The 20,472-nt window shown below is 62.4% G+C and carries 21 protein-coding genes, 2 tRNA genes and 1 pseudogene; 16 read left to right on the forward strand and 8 right to left on the reverse strand.

Annotated features, from left to right (window positions below; translation table 11 throughout):
- Positions 1-78 precede the first annotated feature (78 nt).
- Positions 79-154: transfer RNA gene (locus tag IVA93_RS00320), tRNA-Thr, on the forward strand.
- A gap of 194 nt (positions 155-348) precedes the next feature.
- On the opposite strand, the gene IVA93_RS00325 is transcribed toward IVA93_RS00320, so the two are convergent.
- Positions 349-1,272 (reverse strand): hypothetical protein, encoded by a 924-nt coding sequence (locus tag IVA93_RS00325; protein ID WP_247789607.1) that lies wholly within the window; start codon positions 1,270-1,272, stop codon positions 349-351.
- Entirely contained in the window at positions 1,203-2,366 is a 1,164-nt protein-coding gene (locus IVA93_RS00330; RefSeq protein ID WP_247789609.1) for a hypothetical protein, read from the reverse strand. The genes IVA93_RS00325 and IVA93_RS00330 overlap by 70 nt, the downstream gene beginning before the upstream one ends.
- Before the next feature lie 523 nt (positions 2,367-2,889).
- Here IVA93_RS00330 and IVA93_RS00335 point away from each other — a divergent pair.
- Positions 2,890-3,273, forward strand: coding sequence for a hypothetical protein (locus IVA93_RS00335; protein WP_018459732.1), 384 nt, complete (start codon positions 2,890-2,892; stop codon positions 3,271-3,273).
- A 75-nt stretch (positions 3,274-3,348) separates the two neighbouring features.
- Here IVA93_RS00335 and IVA93_RS00340 read toward each other — a convergent pair whose 3' ends face one another.
- Positions 3,349-4,395 carry a polysaccharide deacetylase family protein gene (locus tag IVA93_RS00340; protein WP_247295801.1) on the reverse strand — a complete coding sequence of 349 codons (1,047 nt, stop codon included), beginning with the start codon at positions 4,393-4,395 and terminating at the stop codon, positions 3,349-3,351.
- Positions 4,396-4,650: 255 nt separating this feature from the next.
- On the opposite strand from IVA93_RS00340, the gene IVA93_RS00345 reads away from it, so the two are divergent.
- Positions 4,651-4,962 (forward strand): hypothetical protein, encoded by a 312-nt coding sequence (locus IVA93_RS00345; protein WP_018459734.1) that lies wholly within the window; start codon positions 4,651-4,653, stop codon positions 4,960-4,962.
- Between the two features lie 180 nt (positions 4,963-5,142).
- Positions 5,143-5,355 carry a hypothetical protein gene (locus IVA93_RS00350; protein ID WP_018459735.1) on the forward strand — a complete coding sequence of 71 codons (213 nt, stop codon included), beginning with the start codon at positions 5,143-5,145 and terminating at the stop codon, positions 5,353-5,355.
- Positions 5,356-5,379: 24 nt separating this feature from the next.
- On the opposite strand, the gene IVA93_RS00355 is transcribed toward IVA93_RS00350, so the two are convergent.
- Positions 5,380-7,068, reverse strand: a complete 1,689-nt coding sequence (locus IVA93_RS00355; protein WP_247789611.1) for an MFS transporter — start codon at positions 7,066-7,068, stop codon at positions 5,380-5,382.
- Positions 7,069-7,218: 150 nt separating this feature from the next.
- On the opposite strand from IVA93_RS00355, the gene IVA93_RS00360 reads away from it, so the two are divergent.
- From IVA93_RS00360 to IVA93_RS00390, 7 genes are all read left to right on the forward strand, one after another.
- Positions 7,219-8,586 carry a twin-arginine translocation pathway signal gene (locus tag IVA93_RS00360; protein ID WP_018459737.1) on the forward strand — a complete coding sequence of 456 codons (1,368 nt, stop codon included), beginning with the start codon at positions 7,219-7,221 and terminating at the stop codon, positions 8,584-8,586.
- Between the two features lie 34 nt (positions 8,587-8,620).
- Positions 8,621-9,988, forward strand: coding sequence for a cytochrome P450 (locus IVA93_RS00365; protein WP_018459738.1), 1,368 nt, complete (start codon positions 8,621-8,623; stop codon positions 9,986-9,988).
- A gap of 50 nt (positions 9,989-10,038) precedes the next feature.
- Complete coding sequence (locus tag IVA93_RS00370) at positions 10,039-11,448, forward strand: adenylate/guanylate cyclase domain-containing protein (RefSeq protein ID WP_018459739.1); 1,410 nt, start codon at positions 10,039-10,041, stop codon at positions 11,446-11,448.
- A gap of 287 nt (positions 11,449-11,735) precedes the next feature.
- Entirely contained in the window at positions 11,736-12,224 is a 489-nt protein-coding gene (locus tag IVA93_RS00375; RefSeq protein ID WP_018459740.1) for a tellurite resistance TerB family protein, read from the forward strand.
- Positions 12,225-12,455: 231 nt separating this feature from the next.
- Positions 12,456-13,235, forward strand: coding sequence for an SDR family NAD(P)-dependent oxidoreductase (locus tag IVA93_RS00380; protein WP_026233870.1), 780 nt, complete (start codon positions 12,456-12,458; stop codon positions 13,233-13,235).
- Positions 13,236-13,362: 127 nt separating this feature from the next.
- Positions 13,363-14,157 (forward strand): glutamine amidotransferase, encoded by a 795-nt coding sequence (locus IVA93_RS00385; RefSeq protein WP_026233871.1) that lies wholly within the window; start codon positions 13,363-13,365, stop codon positions 14,155-14,157.
- Positions 14,158-14,266: 109 nt separating this feature from the next.
- On the forward strand, positions 14,267-15,079 hold the full coding sequence (locus IVA93_RS00390; protein WP_018459743.1) for an enoyl-CoA hydratase: 813 nt from the start codon (positions 14,267-14,269) through the stop codon (positions 15,077-15,079).
- Positions 15,080-15,187: 108 nt separating this feature from the next.
- Here the strand turns inward: IVA93_RS00390 and IVA93_RS00395 are convergent.
- Positions 15,188-15,263, reverse strand: a tRNA-Ala gene (locus IVA93_RS00395).
- Between the two features lie 204 nt (positions 15,264-15,467).
- On the opposite strand from IVA93_RS00395, the gene IVA93_RS00400 reads away from it, so the two are divergent.
- Genes IVA93_RS00400 through folD form a run of 3 tightly spaced genes read left to right on the forward strand, consistent with a single transcriptional unit; the run spans position 15,468 to position 17,018 of the window.
- The gene (locus tag IVA93_RS00400) at positions 15,468-15,758 is read left to right on the forward strand and encodes a YggT family protein (RefSeq protein ID WP_007598721.1); all 291 of its coding nucleotides are present in this window, start codon (positions 15,468-15,470) and stop codon (positions 15,756-15,758) included.
- A gap of 20 nt (positions 15,759-15,778) precedes the next feature.
- Complete coding sequence (locus tag IVA93_RS00405) at positions 15,779-16,123, forward strand: DUF167 domain-containing protein (protein ID WP_018459744.1); 345 nt, start codon at positions 15,779-15,781, stop codon at positions 16,121-16,123.
- Positions 16,124-16,133: 10 nt separating this feature from the next.
- Positions 16,134-17,018, forward strand: coding sequence for a bifunctional methylenetetrahydrofolate dehydrogenase/methenyltetrahydrofolate cyclohydrolase FolD (folD, locus tag IVA93_RS00410; RefSeq protein ID WP_018459745.1), 885 nt, complete (start codon positions 16,134-16,136; stop codon positions 17,016-17,018).
- A 37-nt stretch (positions 17,019-17,055) separates the two neighbouring features.
- Here folD and ppa read toward each other — a convergent pair whose 3' ends face one another.
- Both ppa and IVA93_RS00420 read right to left on the reverse strand, forming a co-directional pair.
- Positions 17,056-17,592 (reverse strand): inorganic diphosphatase, encoded by a 537-nt coding sequence (gene ppa / locus IVA93_RS00415; protein WP_007604168.1) that lies wholly within the window; start codon positions 17,590-17,592, stop codon positions 17,056-17,058.
- Between the two features lie 175 nt (positions 17,593-17,767).
- The gene (locus IVA93_RS00420) at positions 17,768-18,277 is read right to left on the reverse strand and encodes a GNAT family N-acetyltransferase (protein ID WP_007598725.1); all 510 of its coding nucleotides are present in this window, start codon (positions 18,275-18,277) and stop codon (positions 17,768-17,770) included.
- 262 nt (positions 18,278-18,539) lie between these two features.
- Between IVA93_RS00420 and IVA93_RS00425 the strand changes: the two genes are divergently transcribed.
- Both IVA93_RS00425 and IVA93_RS00430 read left to right on the forward strand, forming a co-directional pair.
- Complete coding sequence (locus IVA93_RS00425) at positions 18,540-19,427, forward strand: dienelactone hydrolase family protein (protein ID WP_018459747.1); 888 nt, start codon at positions 18,540-18,542, stop codon at positions 19,425-19,427.
- A gap of 42 nt (positions 19,428-19,469) precedes the next feature.
- Positions 19,470-19,775: pseudogene (locus IVA93_RS00430) on the forward strand (thiol-disulfide oxidoreductase DCC family protein); the annotation flags it as partial.
- On the opposite strand, the gene IVA93_RS00435 reads toward IVA93_RS00430, so the two are convergent.
- A complete protein-coding gene (locus IVA93_RS00435; protein WP_346016068.1) occupies positions 19,681-20,463 on the reverse strand; it encodes a DNA (cytosine-5-)-methyltransferase in 783 nt (260 codons plus the stop codon). The pseudogene IVA93_RS00430 and the gene IVA93_RS00435 sit on opposite strands and share 95 nt — an antisense overlap.
- Between the last annotated feature and the right edge of the window lie 9 nt (positions 20,464-20,472).

Genomic DNA, 20,472 nt, shown 5'->3' on the forward strand with positions numbered 1-20,472 from the left:
ACCTTGCCAATTCGGGCCATGCCCGATATCAGGAGCGCGCGTAACGGGACCGGCCTCGCGCGGGCCCCGGCAAGGTTCGCCGCAATAGCTCAGTTGGTAGAGCACGTCATTCGTAATGACGGGGTCGGGGGTTCGAATCCCTCTTGCGGCACCAGCGCCCCAGTGTCCGGCCCGAAGACATGGGTAACGGAACGTACCTAAGACATGGGTGACAGCCTCGCGCCGAACGGGTGTCGAGAGGTTGCAGGCGTCTGCTTCAGGTGCAGCGCGTCTCGCGCGGCGGTTATTAGCTTGCGGTCATCATCCGTCGCCATTGCATCGATCCTCGCTATCACCGCCGGGCATGCACTATCGCTGCGGATGAATTTCAAAGAACGCGTGCAGGCGCTCGGCAGGATCGGCTTTCATTGAGTACGGCCGACGGCCTGCCTTTGATACAGCTTCGTCCAATTGGGCAAACCGTGTTGCCCGCGCTTCAAGGTGATGCTTTTGACTATCTTGGTCGAGATTTGCGGGCAGAGAGATCATGGATCGAACGTTTGCAGCAAACGCTTTTCCGGCTGTCCTTTCACCGGCTCGGGCAATAACTTCTAGATCGACATGTATGTCGGCCAAGTTATAGGCGCTGATCTTTCCCCCGACGTTATCAGCAATTCTTTCGATTGTTTCTGCGCAGGTCTGCGCGATGTCGGGCCAGCCTTTGTCGAGCGCATCGAGTCCAAAGACCGCAAGATTGGCCGTCGCGTCGGACAAGTGGTGTCCCTTTGCAGGACGATCAGCAGGAAAAAATCCTCCCACCCAAGTTATGAGTGGCTTTAGGTCATCCACAACCGTCGAGATAAATTCCTCTGCACCTGAAGGTGGATGCGCGATCTGGCGCATGAGCACTTTCAGAATCGCATCGAGGGAGTCCAGCACCCATTTGGCCAATAGGGTGCCTTGAAAATCGATACTCGACAGGCGTCGGTAATGCCCGCGGACTTCTTCCGCGGCCTCAGATAGATCGGCGAAGGGATCGTTCCATGGCCGCTCTGGATCAACCTTGATCTTTGCCGCGATGCTTTCGACCAGCGCCGGGATGCTAGCTTCAAAGCCGAGTGCGTAAGCCGGGAAAACGTGTAAACGGCGTTTACCTGCGGCGTCAGCCAATATCTCGGACGGAATTAGTTCGGAAATTTGGTCTAACGTCGATTTTAGCGACCCTACTTCGAACAAGTCGTTCTCGATTTCAAAACGGACCGCGAAAAGAATGGCTTCAAACGAGCGGAACACCGAAATCTGATCCGACTACCGTATCCATCCACAGCAATGTCAAAGAGCGCCTCGTTCGCCTCCATTGTTGTTTCCGTAGAGCCCACATCAGTCGAGCGGTTTTGAAGCACGGCTCCGAAACTGGAAATAGCACGCAATTTTGCGTCGGGCATGTTGGCCGCAAGCACCAAACGCGCCGCGCGGTGAAGGTAAAAGCAAGCACTATAGGCCAGCGGCGCTACTCTCTGCTCTGCCGCGCCGGGCGCGACAACAGACATAGCCTGCAATGTCATCCGGCCCATTGACGAGATTGAATGTTGCACAACTCGCTCGTTCTTGGCGGCAATCGCGTCCTCTATGATGTGCAGTATGCTCTCGTAGATGGGATTCAATACGTCCGATACGTCGCTCAGGTATCCAGCAAATGGAAATTTGGGATCTACATGAAGCGTTATGCTCTTCTTTCGTAGGTCTGAGTATTCGGTAGCGATAGTTTCAAGCGCGCCGAGGGTTTCGATGGTCGCATTCGAGTCGCGGCGAGCAATGAAACGGTGCGCAAATTCCTCAAGTTGCGCAATCGAGTGTTGGAGTCCTTGAGGTAAGCGCGTGCGCACAATTGTTTGTGCGTGGAGTGTCTGATCCATCTTACTCGGCGCGCCGTTAGCAACGACTTGAATTGCGACCACCTTCTCAGCAGCTCGTCCTATCCTGCGAATCTGCGCGCTGCTGACCCGTACGATTTGTCGGATGGCCGACTCTGGTGCAAGCAGGTTAAGTGTTGAAACGTAGAAGCGGCGCAGAGCATCGAATGATATTCCAAGAAGAAGGAATTGCAGCACCAGGGACATCTTCGGATCGAGCCGGACGGACCACCGCGTCCCCAGCAAGAGCGAGAGCATCGTAGTCGCCACCAAAATCAAAAAAACGCCGAGAAGAGCACGATCCTTAGCGAACTGCTGCAAAACAGAGATAGAAAATAATTCGGCGGCGCGTTGCGCAGGAATAATTGAAAGAGACAAAACTAGCGCAAGCGCAGCGCCAATTATTTGGGCGGCGGCTAAGTGCATCTCACTTGCTTTGATATCCGTGCTGTCAGCGATGGTGTAGAAGAGCACCGAGATTATCACGGACACAATTGTCGCGAGGAGCGTTGATCCTTTGGAGGCGACTTGCTGGATCGTTCGTTGCAGGCGCAGGTCTGTAGACAGTAGCGCTTTGATGTACGTCGCATGGGCGCGACGGCGGTACCCAAGGGCGACGCGGCCGAATTTGTGCCATCGCGACTCGCTAATTGGGTCGCTCAGCTTTGTGGGTGGTTCAGAGGTTCGCCCTAGCGGACTAGAGCGGGGTGCTTCCGCACGATGACCATCCCGAGCGGCAGTTGACTGCGGGCGAGACGGTGTAGACTCGCCTTCCTTCATATGTGGAAAGACCTTATACATTAGACAATTCGAAGATCAGCGAGGACGGCCAACTATAGTTGTCGTTCGCAGCGTCCACAACTATCGCACAGAGAGCTGCCGTTCCATCGCAACGGACGCGTTCGGGATCGAGCGCCACCCTGAGTGATCGTGATCACATAAACTCGCAATCGGCTCCCCTAGTGTCCAGCTCACGCCAAACACGGGGAGATTTCATATGCGCAAGATCATTTTGGTGACCGCCATGGTGCTGGTCTCTGCCTCTGCCCAGGCCGGAGGCCCGCGCAGCCTGTCGCTGTCCGCGGTGAGCGAGCCGGCTTCGGTTCAGCAAACGACGCCGGCGCTTGCCGCCGCGCCGACGCAGGTGAGCGAAGCAGCGCCTGCCGCCGAAGCTCCGAAATATCTCGATCGCCCGCCGGCGGTGTCGCTCAATGCGCCCGCGGCGGTTGCCACACCCACGACCACGACGGCCTCAGCGCCCGCGACGACGACGCAACCCGCCGCGAAGACAACGGCCAAGGCAGACAAGCCGAAGCACAAGCGCAGCTGGACCGAAGGCCGCATCATCAGCGAGCTGCATCGCCATGGCATCTACTGGTAAGATGCCCGCTCTCAAAAGGATATGGCCGGGACAAGCCCGGCCATCACGCGAGAGTTTTGAATCTGATCGGGCGCGTTACTGCGAAACCGTCTGCACCACGCTCCCGATCGGACGCGCGCTCGAGGTCGGCACCTTTAGGTCCTTCAGCAGCGCCTCGTCATATTCCGGCAGCGACTGGAGGGTCGTCTTGGCCTTCATCTGCACGATCTTGTAGCCGCCGGCCTTCAGCCGCGCGAGCAGCGCGGGCATGGCTTCGCCGGTGTGCTTCTGGAAGTCGTGCATCAGGATGATGCCCTTGCCGAGCTTGTCGAGCCTGGTCATCACGGTCTCGATGATCTTCTCCGGCGTGGCGCCCTTCCTGAAATCGAAGGAGTCGATGTCGGTCGAGAACATCGCGACGTTTCGGGTGCCGAAATAGCTCACGATCGCCGGATTGTGCTGGAGCTGCGGGAAGCGGAAGAACGGCGCCGGGTTGGTGCCGAGCGCGTATTTCACCGCGCTAATGCCCTTTTCGACCTCGTCCTTGGCCATCTGCTCGGTCATCTTCTTGCCGTTCAGATTGACGTGCGACCAGGTGTGCGTGCCGACCGTATGGCCCTGGGCCAGCACCTGGCGCAGGATCTCCGGGTGGTAGGTCGCATGCTTGCCGACCGAGAAGAACAGGCCCTTGGCGCATTCGTCCGCGAGCGCCTTCAGTACGGCGGGCGTGTTGACCGGCCAGGGGCCGTCGTCGAACGTCAGCACGACCTCCTTGTCGGTGAGGAAGTCGAACTGCTTGAAATGATCGAAGCCGAAGCCCGGACCGCCGGTGGTGTCGATCTCGACCACGCGGGAGACGCCGAGCGCGTTGGGATTGGCGCAGGTCGATTTCTGCTGAACCGGCATCGGCGCGGGTGCGGGCGCCGAGGCGGCTGCCGCCGGCTTGGCCGCAATCGCGGCCGTGATCGCGACGTCGTCCTTGGCGGCGAGCTTCGCCTGTGCCGGCAATGGATCGGCGGCACGGGCGGCAATCGTCTTGGGAGCGGCCTGGTCGGCGCGCGAGGAATAATAAAACCAACCGCCGGCGGCAATCACGACCGCCGCAACTACACTGGCCAGCATCAGGCCCAACGCATTACGCATCGCCATTCTTTCCAATTACGCAACCAAACCGGCGGAATTTCCCGCTCGACGAGCCATTAATGCGAAGGAACAGTTAACGTGACACCAACACGACAGCGGATATGGAGGAATTTCAGCGAGGTGCGCCAGCGTGACCGAGGTCACAGAGGGTGAGCCTCCCGTGACCGTCATCACAGTCGGAACTGTTTTGCTGGAGCATGGTCAATCCCATCAACAACGGCGGGCCCGCTTCCGCGGTGCCAATGGGAGCTTCAAATGACCAACTCGCTGAACATCAAGTCCTTAAGTAGCAAGATCCGCGACGTCAGCCTGGCTCTGGGCTTTGCCGCCATCCTCTCGATCGCCTCGACCGGCTCGAGCTTCGCCTTCTCGTCCGAAGCGCAGCAGCAGTGCACCGGCGACGCTTTCCGCCTGTGCTCGTCGGAAATCCCGAACATCCCGAAGATCACGGCGTGCATGATGAAGCATCGTTCGGATCTGAGCGCCGGTTGCCGTGCGGTGATGGACAAGGATCTCGCCAAGGGCGGCGCGTCACGCAAGGTCGCTGACGCCCAGGACAGTCAATAAGAGTCGATCAGTAACAGCAACGATAGCGTCGTTGCGTCGGTTAGCTCCCCTCGGGATGTGCCCCGGCGTGATGCCGGAGCGCCGCGGCGGCGCAAGCCCGTCTGCCAATAAAGCCGTTGCGGCTTCGGGATCGTCGCTCTAGCTTCGCCCGCACATCTTCCGGGTAAGAGGCATTACGCGATGACCAGATTTCTTTGCATCATTCCATTGATCCTGTTTGCATCGACTGCGTCAGCGCAGCAGCCCGGTCACGACGCCTGCGCGCGCGACGTCACGCGCTTCTGCCGTCCGGTGATGAACAATGGCGATGGCGCCGTGCTCGCCTGCCTCAAGCAGAACCGTACGCGGCTCACCAAGGGCTGCGACAAGGTGCTGACGGATCACGGGCAGTAAGACGTCGCTACGGACTCGCAAAACCTAAGTGCTGCTTCCCGCCGCAGTGGCGACCACGGGCAGCACCTCACTTGCTGCCTGGTCCGGCGTCTCCTCTTTCCAGCGCACCGAGCCGAACGGACGCTCGAGCATGCGGCGGATCCGCACCGGATCCGGGCCGATGTGGAAATCGATCGCCTCCTGATGCAGCGCGCGTTCGGACTGGGTCGAGCGGTTGCGCTGGCGCAGATAGTCGAGCCAGGTCGGGCAATGATAGCGCTCGGTCCACAATTCGGGATCGGCGATGTCGCGCGCGATCGACCAGCCATAGGCGCCGTTGCGCTGGCGAGAGAGCTGCACGTCCTGCATCACGTTGTGAAAGGCGCGGGCGTTCTCTTGGGCGACGCGGTATTCGATCTCGACCACCAGCGGCCCGCTGCGCGCCGTGAGCGACAATTTGACTTCCGGATCGGCCAGCAGATCGGCGTCTTCGTTGCGGGCGCCGACGCGCGGCATCGTGAGCCAGATTCCGAGCACCGGCGAGATCAGCATCAGGCCGGCGGCCGTCAGCAGCGCTACCTCGACGCCGGCATAGTCGGTGAGATGGCCCCAGCCCCAGGCGCCGATCGCGATGCCGCCGGAAATCGAAGCCTGAAACGCCGCGAGCGAGCGGCCGGCGACCCAGCGCGGCGCCGAGAGCTGCACGCCGATATTGAACAGCGCGATGGCGGCCATCCAGACCGCGCCGGCGAGCACCAGCGCAGCCGCGGTCAGCACCGGCTCGGTGCTCACGGCGAGAGCGGCCATCGCAAACGCCATCGAGATGGTGCAGGCGCGGATCGCGGCTTCGCCGCTCATGCGCTTGCGCAATTCGTGGATGTTGAGCGCGCCGATCACAGCGCCCATTCCGAAGGCGCCGAGCATGATGCCGTAGGTTTGCGCGCCGCCATGCAGCAGATCACGTGCGACCAGCGGCATCAACGCCATGATGGCACCGCCAATCAGGCCCATCACCAGCGTGCGCAACAGCACGATCTTGATCGGCGGCGAATTGGTGATGTAGCGGAAGCCCGATACCATGGCGCGGTTGAGCTTCTCCCGCGGCAGGCGCGAGGGTTCGGTCTTGCGCCGCCAGAGCAGCAGCACCACCAACAGCGGCAAATAGAGGATCGCGTTACACGCGAACGCCGCGACAGCACCGAGTGCGGCGACGATGACACCGCCGACCGCAGGGCCGAAGCTGCGGGCGATGTTGTAGCTGATGCCGTTCAGCGCGACGGCTGACGGCAGTGCATCGGGCGGCACCTGCTCGCTGACCGAGGACTGCCAGGCCGGACCGAACAGTGCGTTGCCGCTGCCAACCACGAAGCAGAAGGCGAGCAGCGTTTCCGGGGAAATGAAGTTGAGCCAGGCCAGGACCGTGAGTGCGGTCGCGCCAGTCAGCGCGATCATGAGCGCGATCAGGGTGACGATACGGCGGTCATACATGTCGGCGATGGCGCCCGCCGGCATCGAGATCAGCATGATCGGCAGCATCAGGGCGGTCTGTACCAGCGCCACCTTGTCCGCCGAGGCCGCCATCTGCGTCATCGCCCAGGCGGCGCCCACGCCCTGGATCAGCAGGCCGAGATTGGAGAGCAGGCTGGCGAGCCAGATGCGCCGGAACACGGTGTACCGTAGCGGCGCCATGATGCCGTCGGCGTCAATTTTCTGACGGTTCGTCTGCTCGGTCATATCCCCTTCCAAATGGGCTGGCAGAAGTGGCGTCGGCGTGGTCTTTGGGCGATTTCGGCAAGTTCAGTGATGCCCGCGAAAGTCCTTCGCTGTCCAGTGGTTAGGCCGGTATAAGCGGTGCACAGAGATGCTTTTGCCGGGGAGGAACAGATGAAGCTGTCACGACGGATGATCTTGCAAGGTGCCGGCAGCTTGCCCTTCGCAATTGCGAGCTTGCGCACGGGCGCATTGGCTCAATCCGCACCCACTGCGCCGAGCGAGGTGCCGCCAATCCTGTTCGTCCACGGCAATGGCGACTACGACGCGCTCTGGATGACGACCTTGTGGCGGATGGAATCCAACGGCATTGCGCGCGATCGCATGCATGCGATCAATTTCAACGATCCCAATGCGCGAAGTGACGACAAGGTCGAGCAGGCGGGCCGCTCCTCGACCGAGGACCAGCGCCGCGAGCTCGCCGCCGCCATAGCCGAATTGAAGCGCAGCACCGGCGCCGCCCGCGTGGCGCTGGTCGGCAGCTCGCGCGGCGGCTATGCCATCCGCAACGTCATCAAGAACGGCGGCGCCGGCGATGTCAGCCACGCCGTGCTGTGCGGCACGCCCAATCACGGCGTGTTCGCGACTGACGACCAGCCCAACAGCGAGTTCAACGGCCGCGGCGCGTTCCTGCTCGGCCTGAACGAGGGCGAGAGTGAGGTGACGCCGGGTGTTGCCTTCCTGACCTTGCGCAGCGACGGCATGGACAAATACGCGCAGGCCGATGGCCGCTTCATCGGCAAGCCCGGCACGCCGACCGGCGTCAGCGTCGAAGGTCCGGAGTTGAAGGGGGCCACCAACCTCGTGCTGGGCGCACTCGATCATCGCGAGGTGGCGTTTCACCCCCGAGCCTTCCGCGAGATCTATAAGTTCATTGCCGGCCGCGAGCCCGCGCGAATCTCGATTGTGCCGGAGCAGAGCGTCAGGCTGAGCGGCCTCGTGACGGGCACACCGGGCGGTGCGCCGACCAATCGGCCGGTGGCCGGTGCAACCGTCGATATCTTTCGGGTTGATCCTGAAACCGGTGAGCGCAAGGGCAGCGCCGTGCACAGCGCGAAGACCGGTGCCGACGGCCGCTGGGGACCGGCGCAGGTCGAACCTTCCTGGTCGCTCGAATTCGCCCTCGCAGCGCCGGATGCGCCGACGACGCACATCTACCGCTCGCCCTTCCCGCGCTCGTCCGACGTCGTTCACCTGCGCGCCGCGCGCCCGCTCGGTCCCGCGGACAAGGACGCCGGGGCCGTCGTGATCATGTCGCGTCCGCGCGGCTATTTCGGCCTGCCGCGGGACGTGGTGCTGCTCGACGGCAAGGAGCCGGCGGACGTCAAATCGGGTGTGCCCACGGATTCGACAGCAACACTGCGCCTTCCGGCCGGCGAGGTCGGGCGTAACATCGTGGCCGAATTCAACGAAGAACGAATTGTGGCACGCGCCTGGCCTGCCTCCGAGAACAGGATTGCGATTGCCGAGCTGACTTACTAGCTAACTGCCTGCGCCACCCCTCCGGGAGAGAGCCATGAACATCGCCAGCGTGCGTCGGCCCATCGTCCCTCCGACGCCGCCGCGAGCGCCCGACGACATGTCGTTCCTCGGCCGGCTTGCCGTGATCAAGCGGAATATGATCGCGACCTGGGGGCAGCGCGCCTATGAGGAAGACGTCATTGAAGGCCGCTTCTTCTTCCGCAACAGCTTCATCCTGAACCGGCCGGATGCGATCCGGCATGTCCTGCTCAGCAATTACGAGAATTATTCGCGTACTCCGGCGGGCATCCGCATGCTTCGTCCCGTGCTCGGCGACGGTCTTCTGATTGCGGAGGGCCATTCGTGGACGTTTCAGCGCCGCACCCTCGCGCCGGCGTTCACGCCGCGTGCGACAGCAAATCTCGTTCCGCACATGACGGCGGTGCTCGACGAGACCATCGCAAAGCTCGACGGGCGAACGAGCGAGCCGGTCGATCTGCGCGAGATCATGCAGCGCATGACGCTGGAGATCGCCGGCCGCACCATGTTCTCGTTCGGCATGGACCGGCATGGTCTGACCTTGCGCAACTTCGTCATGGAGTATGGAGCCCGACTCGGACGGCCGTACTTGCTCGACATGGTGCTGCCGCTGTCCTGGCCGAGTCCGATGGATTTTGCCCGCGCCCGTTTCCGCAAGCGCTGGACCGAATTCGTCGCGATGCTGATCGCCGAGCGGCGTGAGATGGGCAAGAAAGACGGCGCGCCGCCGCGCGATCTTTTCGATCTCATGGACGAGGCGCGTGACCCTGAAACCGGCAAGGGCTTTTCGGACGAACAACTGGTCGACGAAGTCGCGACTATGATCCTCGCGGGTCACGAGACCACGGCGACCGCGCTGTTCTGGGCGCTCTATCTGCTCGCGCTCGATCCCGATACGCAGGAGGAGATCGCCTCCGAGACCCGCGGCGAGCACCTCGACAGCATGGCCGACATCGATCGGCAGAAGTTCACCCGCGCCGTGATCGAGGAGACCATGCGGCTTTATCCGCCGGCCTTCCTGATCGCCCGGGCCGCGCGCGAGAAGGACAACGCGGCCGGCGTCGCCATCGGCAAGGGCGACATCATCATGATCGCACCGTGGCTGCTGCACCGGCACGAGAAGCTGTGGGATCAGCCGAACGCGTTCATTCCAAAACGCTTCATGTCCACGGAAGCGCCCGATCGATTCGCGTATCTGCCCTTTGGCGCGGGTCCGCGCGTCTGCGTCGGCGCCCCCTTCGCGCAAGCCGAATCCGTGCTGGCGCTGGCCCGGCTGATCGGTGCGTTCCGTGTCGAGCTTGCCGATACCAGCCCTGTCATTCCGCTCGGCGTCGTCACGACCCAGCCGGACCGGTCGCCGCTGTTCCGCATCACGCGTCGGTGACAGGCGTTCGCCTGGCCGACGGCGTGATCCACTCCAGATAGAGTTGCGCCATGAGCGATATCCAGGCCCAGTTTTCCGTTCTGAAGCAGACCGCCGATGCGAAAGTGGTCGACGCGATCGCGCGCCTCATCGAGGACGGCGAAGATCACGAGCTCAACCGCGTCAATGTACTCGATTTCGCGAAGCAGCACGGTCTCGATGAAGAGCACGCGATCTCGGCATTCCTGCATTCGGCGCGGCTCGGCCTGTTCGATCTGGGCTGGAATGTGCTGTGCCCGGGCTGCGGCGGCGTGTTGGGTGCGCACTCGACCCTGAAGGCGCTCAAGCCAGACAATTATCATTGTGCGCTGTGCGCCTGCGGCTACAAGGCCTCCGTCGATGATCAGGTCGAAGTCTCCTTCACCGTCAATTCACGTGTCCGGCGCATTGCGGCGCATGATCCCGATACGCTTCCGGTGTGGGAGTACTTCAAGCAGGTGTTCTGGAGTTCCGGCGTCGACTTCAACAAGGAATCGTTTGCGACGCTCGCCAACGAGGTGACGCTGGACACGATGGAGCTCCCGGCCGGCGAGAAGGCGACCATGTCGCTGCAACTGCCGGACGATTTCATCATCATCTTCGAACCGGTGACGCACGCGGCGCATTTCATCGACGTGCAGGGCGAGCCCACCAAGGACCGTCAGCAGCTCGCCATCATGTACAACAGGGTGCAGGCGCCGACGGGAACCACGACCATGCGGCCGGGCCCGCTGCGGCTGTCGCTGGAGAACCAGGCCGGCGTACGCGTGCTGCCGTCGGTGTTCATCGCGGCCGAGGCGCTCCATCACCTCATCGGCAAGCGCAAGCCGTTCCTGACCGCCAAGCGGATGCTGTCGAACCAGACGTTTCGTGATGTGTTCAAGGCGGACAATCTCAGTCTCGACCAGCGGCTCCAGATCACCTCGCTGACCTTCCTGTTCACCGATCTGAAGGGATCGACCGCGCTCTATGAGCGCGTCGGCGATCTTGCCGCCTTCGACCTCGTGCGCGCGCATTTCCATGCGCTGCTCGAGATCATCTCCTCCGAGAAAGGCGCGGTGGTGAAGACCATCGGCGACGCCGTGATGGCGACCTTCGTCCGTCCCGAGCATGCGATCGCAGCGGGTTTGCGGATGCGCGCGGCGATGGACGAGCTCAACAAAAAGCGCGGTACTGCCGATCTCATCGTCAAGATCGGCATCCACGAAGGTCCGTGCCTCGCGGTGATGCTGAACGAGCGGCAGGATTATTTCGGCCAGACCGTCAACATCGCCGCCCGCGTGCAGAGCCTCTCGACCGCGCAGGAGATTCACATCACCGGCCCGGTGCTGGATGCGCCGGCGGTTGCCGAAGTCCTCAAGCAGCGCGAAATCAGGCCGATCCAGAAGCAGGCCGCACTGCGCGGCATCGCCGACAAGATGGTGGTGTACGAGATACCGTGACTGGTGTCGTCCCGGCGAAGGCCGGGACCATACCGCGTGATTTCCGAAACAGGCTGGATGGTCGTTACCAAAGCCTTCGCCAAACCGCAGCCTGTGGTTATGGGTCCCGGCCTTCGCCGGGACCACATGTGCGCACTTGCCTTGCCCTACTCCAAAATCACAGACTCAGATTGCCGAAACGTAATGCGACGCGCGGAACTGACGCACGTTGCGCCGGTTGAATTTCCTACTCATATAATGCTGGTAGCGGTCGCGCTCCGCGGCTTCATCGATTTCGGTAGGACCTTATGCTCGACGGCCTGCGCCAATTCATCGCCGACATTGTTGCTCCCCATGCCCAGGACCGCGCTTTCGGTGACGGTGATTACCGGCTGGCGGCGACCGCGCTGCTGGTTCACGTGATCTCGCTGGACGGCCAGCCGACGGCTGCCGAGCAGCGCAAATTGCACAGCCTGATCGAAAGCCACTTTGGGCTCGATCGCGGCACCGCGGATCATCTGATCGCGGATGCGACGGAGGTCGAGGGCGAGGCGGTCGACCTCTATCACTTCACCAGCATCATGATGCGCTCGCTCGACGAAGAGGGCCGCAAGCGGGTCGTCCAGATGATGTGGGAGCTGGTCTATGCCGATGGCCAGGTTACCGAGTTCGAGGATAATGTGGTCTGGCGTGCCTCCGACCTGCTCGGGATTTCGCAACGCGACCGGATCGACCTGAAGCACGCGGTCGCAGATCGTGCCGGTGGTCAGGTCAAGGACAGCGCGGTCGGCGGGTGATCACTGCCAATACCGCCAATTGGCGGTTGTGCGGACCACATGACGAAACTTTAATGTAGCCTCGGGGCTGCCCTGGTTCCGGTTTTCCCCTGTAAAAACGGGGTTTTCCTGCTTCCCCCGTTTCCCGCTCAGGTGGCTATGCGGTGGACGCCGCTTGCCTGTCGCGCACGGCCTATGCTCTCGTTCCAGCATTGCGGCGCCAAAAAAACTTCAATTCAAGAGATCTCGATCGTGACTGAGCGGGTAACGTTGATCACCGGTGCCTCGGCGGGCATCGGCACGGAGCTAGCGCGTGTGTTCGCCGCGAACGGACACCGTCTTGCGCTGACGGCGCGACGCGCGGACCGGCTCGAGGCGCTCGCAAACGAGCTCGCTGCCAAGGGTGGCAAAAAGCCGATCGTGATCGCCTGCGATCTTGAGGATGCGGATGCCGGCGAGAAGATCGCCGCCGCACTCGCTGCCGAAGGCGTCGAGCTCGATCATCTCGTCAACAATGCCGGCTTCGGCGTGTTCGGCGACGCAATTGAGCGCGACCGCGTCGAGCAGGTCGGCATAGTGGATGTCAATGTCCGGGCTCTGACGGATCTGTCGCTGCGCTTTGCCGATCAGCTGATCAGGAACAAGGGTGGCCTTCTCAACGTCGGATCGGTCGCCGGCTATCTGCCCGGCCCCGGCATGGCGGTCTATTACGCGTCCAAGGCCTATGTCATTTCCTTCACCGAGGCCTTGCGGGCGGAGCTTGCACCGCACGGCGTTCGCGTCACCGTACTTTGCCCGGGCCCGGTGCCCACCGAATTCCAGGCGCGCGCCGGCGTTGGGTCCGGACATGATACGGCCCTTCTCAATGTTCCTGCCGCTGAGGTCGCACGACAGGCCTATCGCGGCCTGATGGCCAACAAGCGGGCCGTGCTCCCCGGTCTGGGCATCAAGATTGTGCCATTCGCGCTGCGCTTCTTCCCGCGCGGCTTCATCCTGTCCGCCACCAGCCGGTTTCAGAGACAAAGACGCTAGAGGGAGCTCTCGGTCGGTCGTGGCCCGGAGCTTGCTTTCTATCGGGAGTGTGTGTGCGCAAACTCACACGAAATTAACGATCGCTTAGTTATGCTGGCGGTCAGAACCGATAGCAGTCGCAAAGACCATGTCGTTCCGGACGGACAGATTTGGTGGCGCAGATGTGGTGCCCTTCCCCAGAAGGACGCCTGATGTCGCCGCCTTCGAAACCCGGTTGCCGGTTCTGATCATCCTGCATCAGGAATCCTCGACGCCCGGCCGCGTCGGCAATGCGCTGCGCGCCCTTGGCCACCGCCTCGACATCCGCCGTCCCCGCCTCGGCGATCCGCTGCCTGAGACCCTCGACCAGCATGCCGGCGCTGTGGTCTTCGGCGGTCCGATGAGCGCCAATGATCCCGACGACTACATCCGCCGCGAGATCGACTGGATCGAAATTCCGCTCCGCGAACAGCGGCCGTTCCTCGGCATCTGCCTCGGCGCGCAGATGCTCGCGAAGCAGTTAGGAGCCCGCGTCGCGCCGCATGCCGATGCGCTGACCCAGATCGGCTACTACCCGATCCGCCCGACACCCGCGGGACACGGGCTCTGCCCGAATTGGCCGGCACGGGTCTATCACTGGCATCGCGAAGGCTTCGAGCTGCCGGTTGGCGCTGAACTGCTTGCCGAAGGCGATGATTTTCCGGTGCAGGCGTTCCGCACCGGCAACGCTTTCGGCGTGCAGTTTCATCCTGACGTGACCTACGCCATGATGCATTGCTGGACCACGCGCGGCTATGACGGTCTCAGCGCGCCCGGCGCGCGGCAGCGGCATCATCACTTCGCGGACCGTGCCGTCTACGATGCCGCGGAACGGGCCTGGCTTGATCAATTCATCGACGGCTGGCTGGCGCGTCGGCCGTTGCTGGCGCAAGCCGCCGAGTGATCGCGCCCTCCCAGGCCGTTGGCACAAGCCCTTGTCTCATCCCTTGATATGCTAGGCTCATGTCAACGAGCGCGCGCGAAACTGCGCCGGCAAACAAAGGGAGAGCACCATGGCTTACGAACACATTCTCTATGAGGTCAGCGACAAGGTCGCGACCATCACGCTCAACCGTCCCGATCGCATGAATGCGTGGACGCCGATCATGGAGCGCGACGTGCGCCATGCGATGGAAGCATCGAGCGCCGATGACAATGTCCGCGTCATCGTGATCACCGGCGCGGGCCGCGCCTTCTGCGCCGGTGCCGACATGGACGCATTGAAGGGGCTCGACCCCGATGATGTCAGGCGCGCGTCGAACCTGCCGCCCTTCGACATGAACCGGCGGCCGGACTGGCAGACGCGCCATGGCTTCTACCCGTCGATCGGAAAGCCTGTCATCGCCATGCTCAATGGCGCGACCGCCGGCATCGGCCTCGTCCACGCGCTCTATTGCGACCTGCGCTTTGCCGCCGACAACACCGTGTTCACCACCGCCTTCGCCCGGCGTGGTCTGATCGCCGAGCACGGCATCAGCTGGATGCTGCCGCGAATCGTCGGCCACGCCAACGCGATGGATCTGTTGCTCTCGGCGCGCCGCGTTTCGAGTGACGAGGCGCTGCGGATCGGGCTGGTGAACCGGCTCTGCTCGCCCGAGAAGCTGCGCGAGGAGACCTATGCCTATGCGCGCGACCTCGCCGATTTCGTCTCGCCGAGCGCGATGGCCGTGATCAAGCGGCAGCTCTACGAGGTGCCGTTCCAGACGCTGGCGGAGGCGACGATCGAAGCCAACCGGGACATGATGGTGGCGCTGAACGGCAGCGATTTCCGGGAGGGGGTCGCGAGCTTCATGGAGAAGCGGCCGCCGAGGTTTACGGGGAAGTAGGGAAGCTTAAGGGGCAGTCCGTCTTCGCCCTGCGGGCTACGCCGGACACCACGCTTCGCCCCTCGAGCTCCGCGCGGCTGCGCCACGCGTAGCCCGAAGGGCGAAGCGTGGTGGAGCCAGGCGGGATCGAACCGCCGACCTCGTCATTGCGAACGACGCGCTCTCCCAGCTGAGCTATGGCCCCTTTTGTAGGCCGCTCTGGTCAATGCGGCCGACAACCGGGCGCCATTTAAGTCCCCGCCAAGGTCAAGTCAAGGACGGGTGTAACCCGGTTTTAGCCATCCCGGCACCGACTTCCCTTGTTTGGACCGGGGGGAACCGATATCTAGCAGCAGGCGTCAATCCCGACCGCAGCCAGAATTTTCAAAAGTCAGAGTCTTCAAAAGCCATGCGTGCCGTTCTCGACATCGTCATCATCGTGCTCGACCTCTACGTCTGGCTGCTGATCGCGTCCGCGATCCTGTCCTGGCTGATCGCCTTCAACGTCGTGAACACCCGCAACCAGTTCGTTTCGGCGGTGGCGGAGTTCCTGTACCGAATCACCGAGCCGGTCCTGGCTCCGATTCGCAATTTCCTGCCCAGCCTCGGCGGCCTCGACATCTCGCCGATCATCCTGATCCTGCTCATCATGTTCATCGAGCGGGTGATCCTGTATTACATCTACCCGAACGTGATCTAAGCAAGCTGGAGCGCCCTGGGTTGCCAAAGAACCTTGTCATCAAGGAACCTTGGCGTTACGGGGCCGCAGGTATCAGCATCGCGCTGCGGGTGACGCCGCGCGGCGTCCGCGACGACATCGACGGGATCGAGCAGCTCTCCGATGGCCGCAGCGTGCTCAAGGTGCGGGTGCGCGCTATCGCAGATGGCGGCGAGGCCAACAAGGCCGTTCTGGTGCTGCTGGCGAAATCGTTGGGCGTGCCCAAGGCCAGCGTCAAACTCCTGTCGGGAGCGACCTCGCGGCTGAAGCAGATCGCGGTCGACGGCGATCCGGCGCGGCTCGGCGAAGCCCTGCGCCAGCTCGCATCAGCCAAATCGACAGACTGAGGGAACTGACATGACCGCCAAGATCATCGACGGAAAAGTCATCGCCGCAGAACTTCGCGCCCGCGTCGCCGACGAGGTCGCACGCGTCAAGCGCGAGCACAATCTGGTTCCGGGCCTTGCGGTGGTCCTGGTCGGAAGCGACCCGGCGAGCGAGGTCTATGTCCGGTCGAAACACACCCAGACCCAGGCCGCCGGCATGGCCTCGTTCGAGCACAAGCTGCCGGCCGACGTCTCGCAAGCAGATCTCCTGGCGCTGGTCGCAAAACTCAACCGCGATCCCGCCGTGCACGGTATTCTGGTGCAACTACCGCTGCCCAAGGGCCTCAATACCGAGGCGGTCGTCAATGCCATCGACCCCGCCAAGGATGTCGACGGGCTGCATCCGAACAATGCCGGCCGCCTCGCCGGCGGTTTCGAGGCGCTGTCGCCCTGCACGCCGCTCGGCTGCATCATTTTGACCAAGAGCGTGCATGCTTCGCTTGAAGGCATGAACGCCATCGTCATCGGCCGCTCCAACCTCGTCGGCCGACCGCTGGTGCAGCTGTTGCTGAACGAGAACGCCACGGTGACCATCGCGCATTCGCGCTCGCGTGACCTGCCCGGGCTCGTGAGGCGCGCAGACCTCGTCTATGCCGCCGTCGGAAAGTGCGAGATGGTGCGCGGCGACTGGCTGAAGCCGGGGGCGACCGTGATCGACGTCGGCATCAACCGGATTCCGAGGGACGACGGCAAGACGCGTCTCGTCGGCGATGTTGCCTATCAGGAAGCGCTCGCCGTGGCTGGCGCCATCACGCCGGTACCGGGCGGCGTCGGTCAGATGACAGTCGCCTGCCTGCTCGTGAACACGTTGCGCGCGGCCTGCGCGATTGCAGGGCTGCCGAAGCCGGCGGTGTAGTTCACCTCGCCCCGCAAGCGGGGCGAGGGAGCAGAGCTCAGGCCTTCTTCTTTTTCTCGCGATCGATGCCTTCGAGGATCAGCTTGTGCGCATCTTCGGGGCCGCCCCAGCGCAGGATCTTCACCCACTTGCCGGGTTCGAGATCCTTGTAGTGCTCGAAGAAGTGCTGGATCTGCTGGAGCGTGATGTCCGGCAGGTCGGAATACGACTTCACCTTGTCATAGCGCTGCGTCAGCTTCGACGACGGCACCGCAAGAATCTTCTCGTCGCCGCCGGCTTCGTCTTCCATGAACAGCACGCCGACCGGGCGCACGCTCATGACCGCGCCGGGAATGATGGCGCGGGTGTTGATGATGAGGACGTCGCAGGGATCGCCGTCGTCGGACAGCGTGTGCGGAATGAAGCCGTAGTTCCCGGGGTAACGCATCGGCGTGTAGAGGAAGCGGTCAACCACCAGCGTGCCGGCTTCCTTGTCCATCTCGTACTTGATCGGTTCGCCGCCCACGGGGACTTCGATGATGACGTTGACGTCGTGAGGGACGTTTTTCCCGATCGAGACCGCATCGATACGCATTCAAGGCTCCGTTGTTGCCGAGGTTAAATCGCACCCGGCAGCGATTTTGGCGCTGTCATACGCGGGCTTGGCCCGCTGATCCATCGCGTTTTTGTGAAATAATGAATCCGGCGATCACCGGCTCAAGGCAGCGGTATCGACGGAAGGAAAACGCTGCCGGCGGGACTTCAGCAGCTCAATTGGTCCAAGCGAAGGCAACCTTGTCGAGCGACTTCGGCCCGAAACGCTCCGAGGACCGCGCCACCATGCGGCCGCCCAAGGCGCGGTAGAACTCGGTGGCCGGATCGTTGTCCGAGAGCGCCCACACCACCATGCTCTTCAGGCCGCTCTGCATCAGGTCGCGGCGGGCCGCGGTGAACAGGCGGCGACCAAAGCCCAGGCCCTGGAATTCGGGACGCAGATAGAGCTCGTAGACCTCACCGTCGAAATGCAGGCTGCGGGCGCGGTTGCGGCCGTAATTGGCGTAGCCTGCGATCTTGTCGCCGAACACCAGCACGCTGACGCGGCTGCCCTTGCGGATCGCGCTGTCCCACCATTGCGGACCGCGGCGGTTGATCAACTTCTCCAGTTCGGCGCCGGGAATGATGCCCTGATAGGCGGAGCGCCAGGCTTCGTCATGGGTGGACGCCACCGCAGTTGCATCTGCGGCTTTGGCCGGCCGGACCTCGATCAGGGTTGTGCTCATGGACGTGATCAAACCAAGTCGCCGCGCCGGCGGCAAGACCTATCGTTAATTATCGGTTAACGTGTGGACTTTCTGCATCAGTATTTGAACCATGTTGTACCGAAAAAAGACAAGACGCCGATTCGAATGGCACCGGGGTGCTCTGCGCCGGTGCAAAACTGCTTTGCGGCAACGAATGAACGGCAATGGCAACGCAGAAAGTCTGCCGATATTGATTCGTTCCTACTAGTCTAACTGTCGCTGTTCTCGCCTCCGGCAATTCATGCGGATCCCCAACATCCTCGTGCCTTTGGCTCTGCTGGCCTTGCTGGCTGCGCCGCCGGTGTGCGCTCAGGTTTTTGGTTCGTCCGGAGCGGAGGGCGATCCGTTTCGCCGTCAGCAATGGCGCGTGCCGTCGCCGGATACCGACATCGCCGCTCATGCCCGGCTGTTTCGCCCGCCGGGTGCCGGCCCGTTCCGGCTTGCGGTGATCGCGCATGCTTCGACGCAAAATGGCTTGCGGCGCGCGCAAATGTCTCAGCCGGAATACCGCGCACTCACGGCATTCCTCATCGCGCGCGGCTTCGCCGTGCTGGTGCCCGAACGGCTCGGCCATGGTGCGACCGGTGGCCGCTATGTCGAGGACCAGGGTGGCTGCGACGAGGCGGACTACGTGCGCTCGGGCCGCGCAACGGCCGACGAAATCGCGCTCGCGCTGGACTATGTGCGAAAGCAGGATTTTATCCGCAAGGACGCCGCGATCGTGATCGGCCATTCCGCCGGCGGTTGGGGCGCGCTGGCGCTCGCGAATGCCGATCCGAAGGCGATCTCCGCCATCATCGCCATTGCGCCGGGCCGCGGCGGCCATGCCAATGACGAGCCGAACCGGATCTGCGCGCCGCATACGCTTCTCGCCGCGGCGGCTGAATTCGGCAAGGCCGCGCGCATCCCCATCACATGGCTCGTTGCCGCCAATGACAGCTACTTTGCACCGGCATTTTCGCTTGCGTTGGTCGATGCGTTTCGCGGCGGCGGTGGCAAGGTCGACTTCCGAACGACGCCGGCCGTCGGTAGCGAGGGCCACTGGATGATCGAAACCGAGGCAGGCGTCAAAGCCGCGAGTGCCGAGCTTGCGCGTGGGTTGAAGCCGGCGGCTGCCAAAAAGCCATGACGCCGTATTCCTGGTCACGCACCTGATATTGGACAATCGCTAATGCCCAAATGGCCCGACGATGACGTCATCCTGTTCGACGGCGTCTGCATCTTCTGCTCGCGCTGGGTCCGCTTCGTCGCCAAAAGGGACCCGGCGAAGCGGTTTCGCTTCACGCCGATTCAATCTGACTATGGCGCCCGGCTCGCGCGCACGTTCGGCATCGATCCCGCTGATCCCGACACCAATGCCGTGGTTCACGGCGGCGCGGTGTTCATGAAGTCGGACGCTGCGCTGACGGTGCTGTCGCAGCTCCCCGGCTGGGGCTGGGTGCGCGCGTTGTTCGCTGTGCCCAAGCCGCTACGGGAACGTTGATGATGGTCGCGAATGTCCGTCCCTTGTCATGTCGCTGGAGGTTTTTCACATTCTCCAGCAGGAATGCAGAGGGTTGATGATGTGCGATAATTTGCGCGAGATCGAAAAACAACGTGCCTTGCGTGTCGCAGAGAAATCCGTGAGGTCGCCCGAGCGCGTTCTTCTTCGAGACACCTGCAATCGAAAAAGGCTGGCACGGAAAGCCTGCAAGAAGAACATCATGCGCAGGGATCATTGAAGGATCTTTCGAGTATTCCCTGATGTCCCCGGCAATGGGGTGGTCGTTCCCGAAGTTCTCGCGATAGGTAGCTTGCGAATACTTATCCCACTCGGACGTGAAAACGCACTGTCCGCCGATGGCATCGAAGCCAATTCTCAGACCCCCGATACCAGCAAATAAATCGATAAATCGGAAAGCGGCGGGCTTGAGGCGCTTCTCGGGTAATCGGGCCAAATGCTCTTGGAGCCATTTGATAGCAATCGGGGACGGTCGTGAGTCACCGTTCTCATATCGAATGACAGTGCGCTCTGTAACGCCCAGGAGATTGGCAGCTTCGGAGCGCGACAACCCCGTTTTCAGCCGAAGGGCTTCGAATTCGACCGAGTGGGGCGAGCGGGTCATATGCGAACTTTCGCTGGGACAAGAATTGGCAAGTTGTCCTTGATTCTTCCCAGAAAGCATAGTTGTTCA

The sequence above is a fragment of the Bradyrhizobium sp. 155 genome (assembly GCF_023101105.1).
In the GTDB taxonomy this organism is placed as follows: Bacteria; Pseudomonadota; Alphaproteobacteria; order Rhizobiales; family Xanthobacteraceae; genus Bradyrhizobium; species Bradyrhizobium canariense_D.

Excerpts from the sequence above, each read along its gene's own strand:
- IVA93_RS00335 (WP_018459732.1), top strand. The coding sequence starts at position 2,890 with ATGCGCAAGATCATTTTGGTGACCGCCATGGTGCTGGTCTCTGCCTCT.
- IVA93_RS00360 (WP_018459737.1), top strand. The coding sequence starts at position 7,219 with ATGAAGCTGTCACGACGGATGATCTTGCAAGGTGCCGGCAGCTTGCCC.
- IVA93_RS00420 (WP_007598725.1), bottom strand. The coding sequence starts at position 18,277 with ATGAGCACAACCCTGATCGAGGTCCGGCCGGCCAAAGCCGCAGATGCA.
- IVA93_RS00435 (WP_346016068.1), bottom strand. The coding sequence starts at position 20,463 with ATGCTTTCTGGGAAGAATCAAGGACAACTTGCCAATTCTTGTCCCAGC.
- IVA93_RS00370 (WP_018459739.1), top strand. The coding sequence starts at position 10,039 with ATGAGCGATATCCAGGCCCAGTTTTCCGTTCTGAAGCAGACCGCCGAT.
- IVA93_RS00365 (WP_018459738.1), top strand. The coding sequence starts at position 8,621 with ATGAACATCGCCAGCGTGCGTCGGCCCATCGTCCCTCCGACGCCGCCG.
- IVA93_RS00340 (WP_247295801.1), bottom strand. The coding sequence starts at position 4,395 with ATGCGTAATGCGTTGGGCCTGATGCTGGCCAGTGTAGTTGCGGCGGTC.
- IVA93_RS00355 (WP_247789611.1), bottom strand. The coding sequence starts at position 7,068 with ATGACCGAGCAGACGAACCGTCAGAAAATTGACGCCGACGGCATCATG.
- IVA93_RS00400 (WP_007598721.1), top strand. The coding sequence starts at position 15,468 with ATGCGTGCCGTTCTCGACATCGTCATCATCGTGCTCGACCTCTACGTC.
- IVA93_RS00345 (WP_018459734.1), top strand. The coding sequence starts at position 4,651 with ATGACCAACTCGCTGAACATCAAGTCCTTAAGTAGCAAGATCCGCGAC.
- IVA93_RS00390 (WP_018459743.1), top strand. The coding sequence starts at position 14,267 with ATGGCTTACGAACACATTCTCTATGAGGTCAGCGACAAGGTCGCGACC.
- IVA93_RS00350 (WP_018459735.1), top strand. The coding sequence starts at position 5,143 with ATGACCAGATTTCTTTGCATCATTCCATTGATCCTGTTTGCATCGACT.
- IVA93_RS00425 (WP_018459747.1), top strand. The coding sequence starts at position 18,540 with ATGCGGATCCCCAACATCCTCGTGCCTTTGGCTCTGCTGGCCTTGCTG.
- IVA93_RS00385 (WP_026233871.1), top strand. The coding sequence starts at position 13,363 with ATGTCGTTCCGGACGGACAGATTTGGTGGCGCAGATGTGGTGCCCTTC.
- IVA93_RS00375 (WP_018459740.1), top strand. The coding sequence starts at position 11,736 with ATGCTCGACGGCCTGCGCCAATTCATCGCCGACATTGTTGCTCCCCAT.
- folD (WP_018459745.1), top strand. The coding sequence starts at position 16,134 with ATGACCGCCAAGATCATCGACGGAAAAGTCATCGCCGCAGAACTTCGC.
- ppa (WP_007604168.1), bottom strand. The coding sequence starts at position 17,592 with ATGCGTATCGATGCGGTCTCGATCGGGAAAAACGTCCCTCACGACGTC.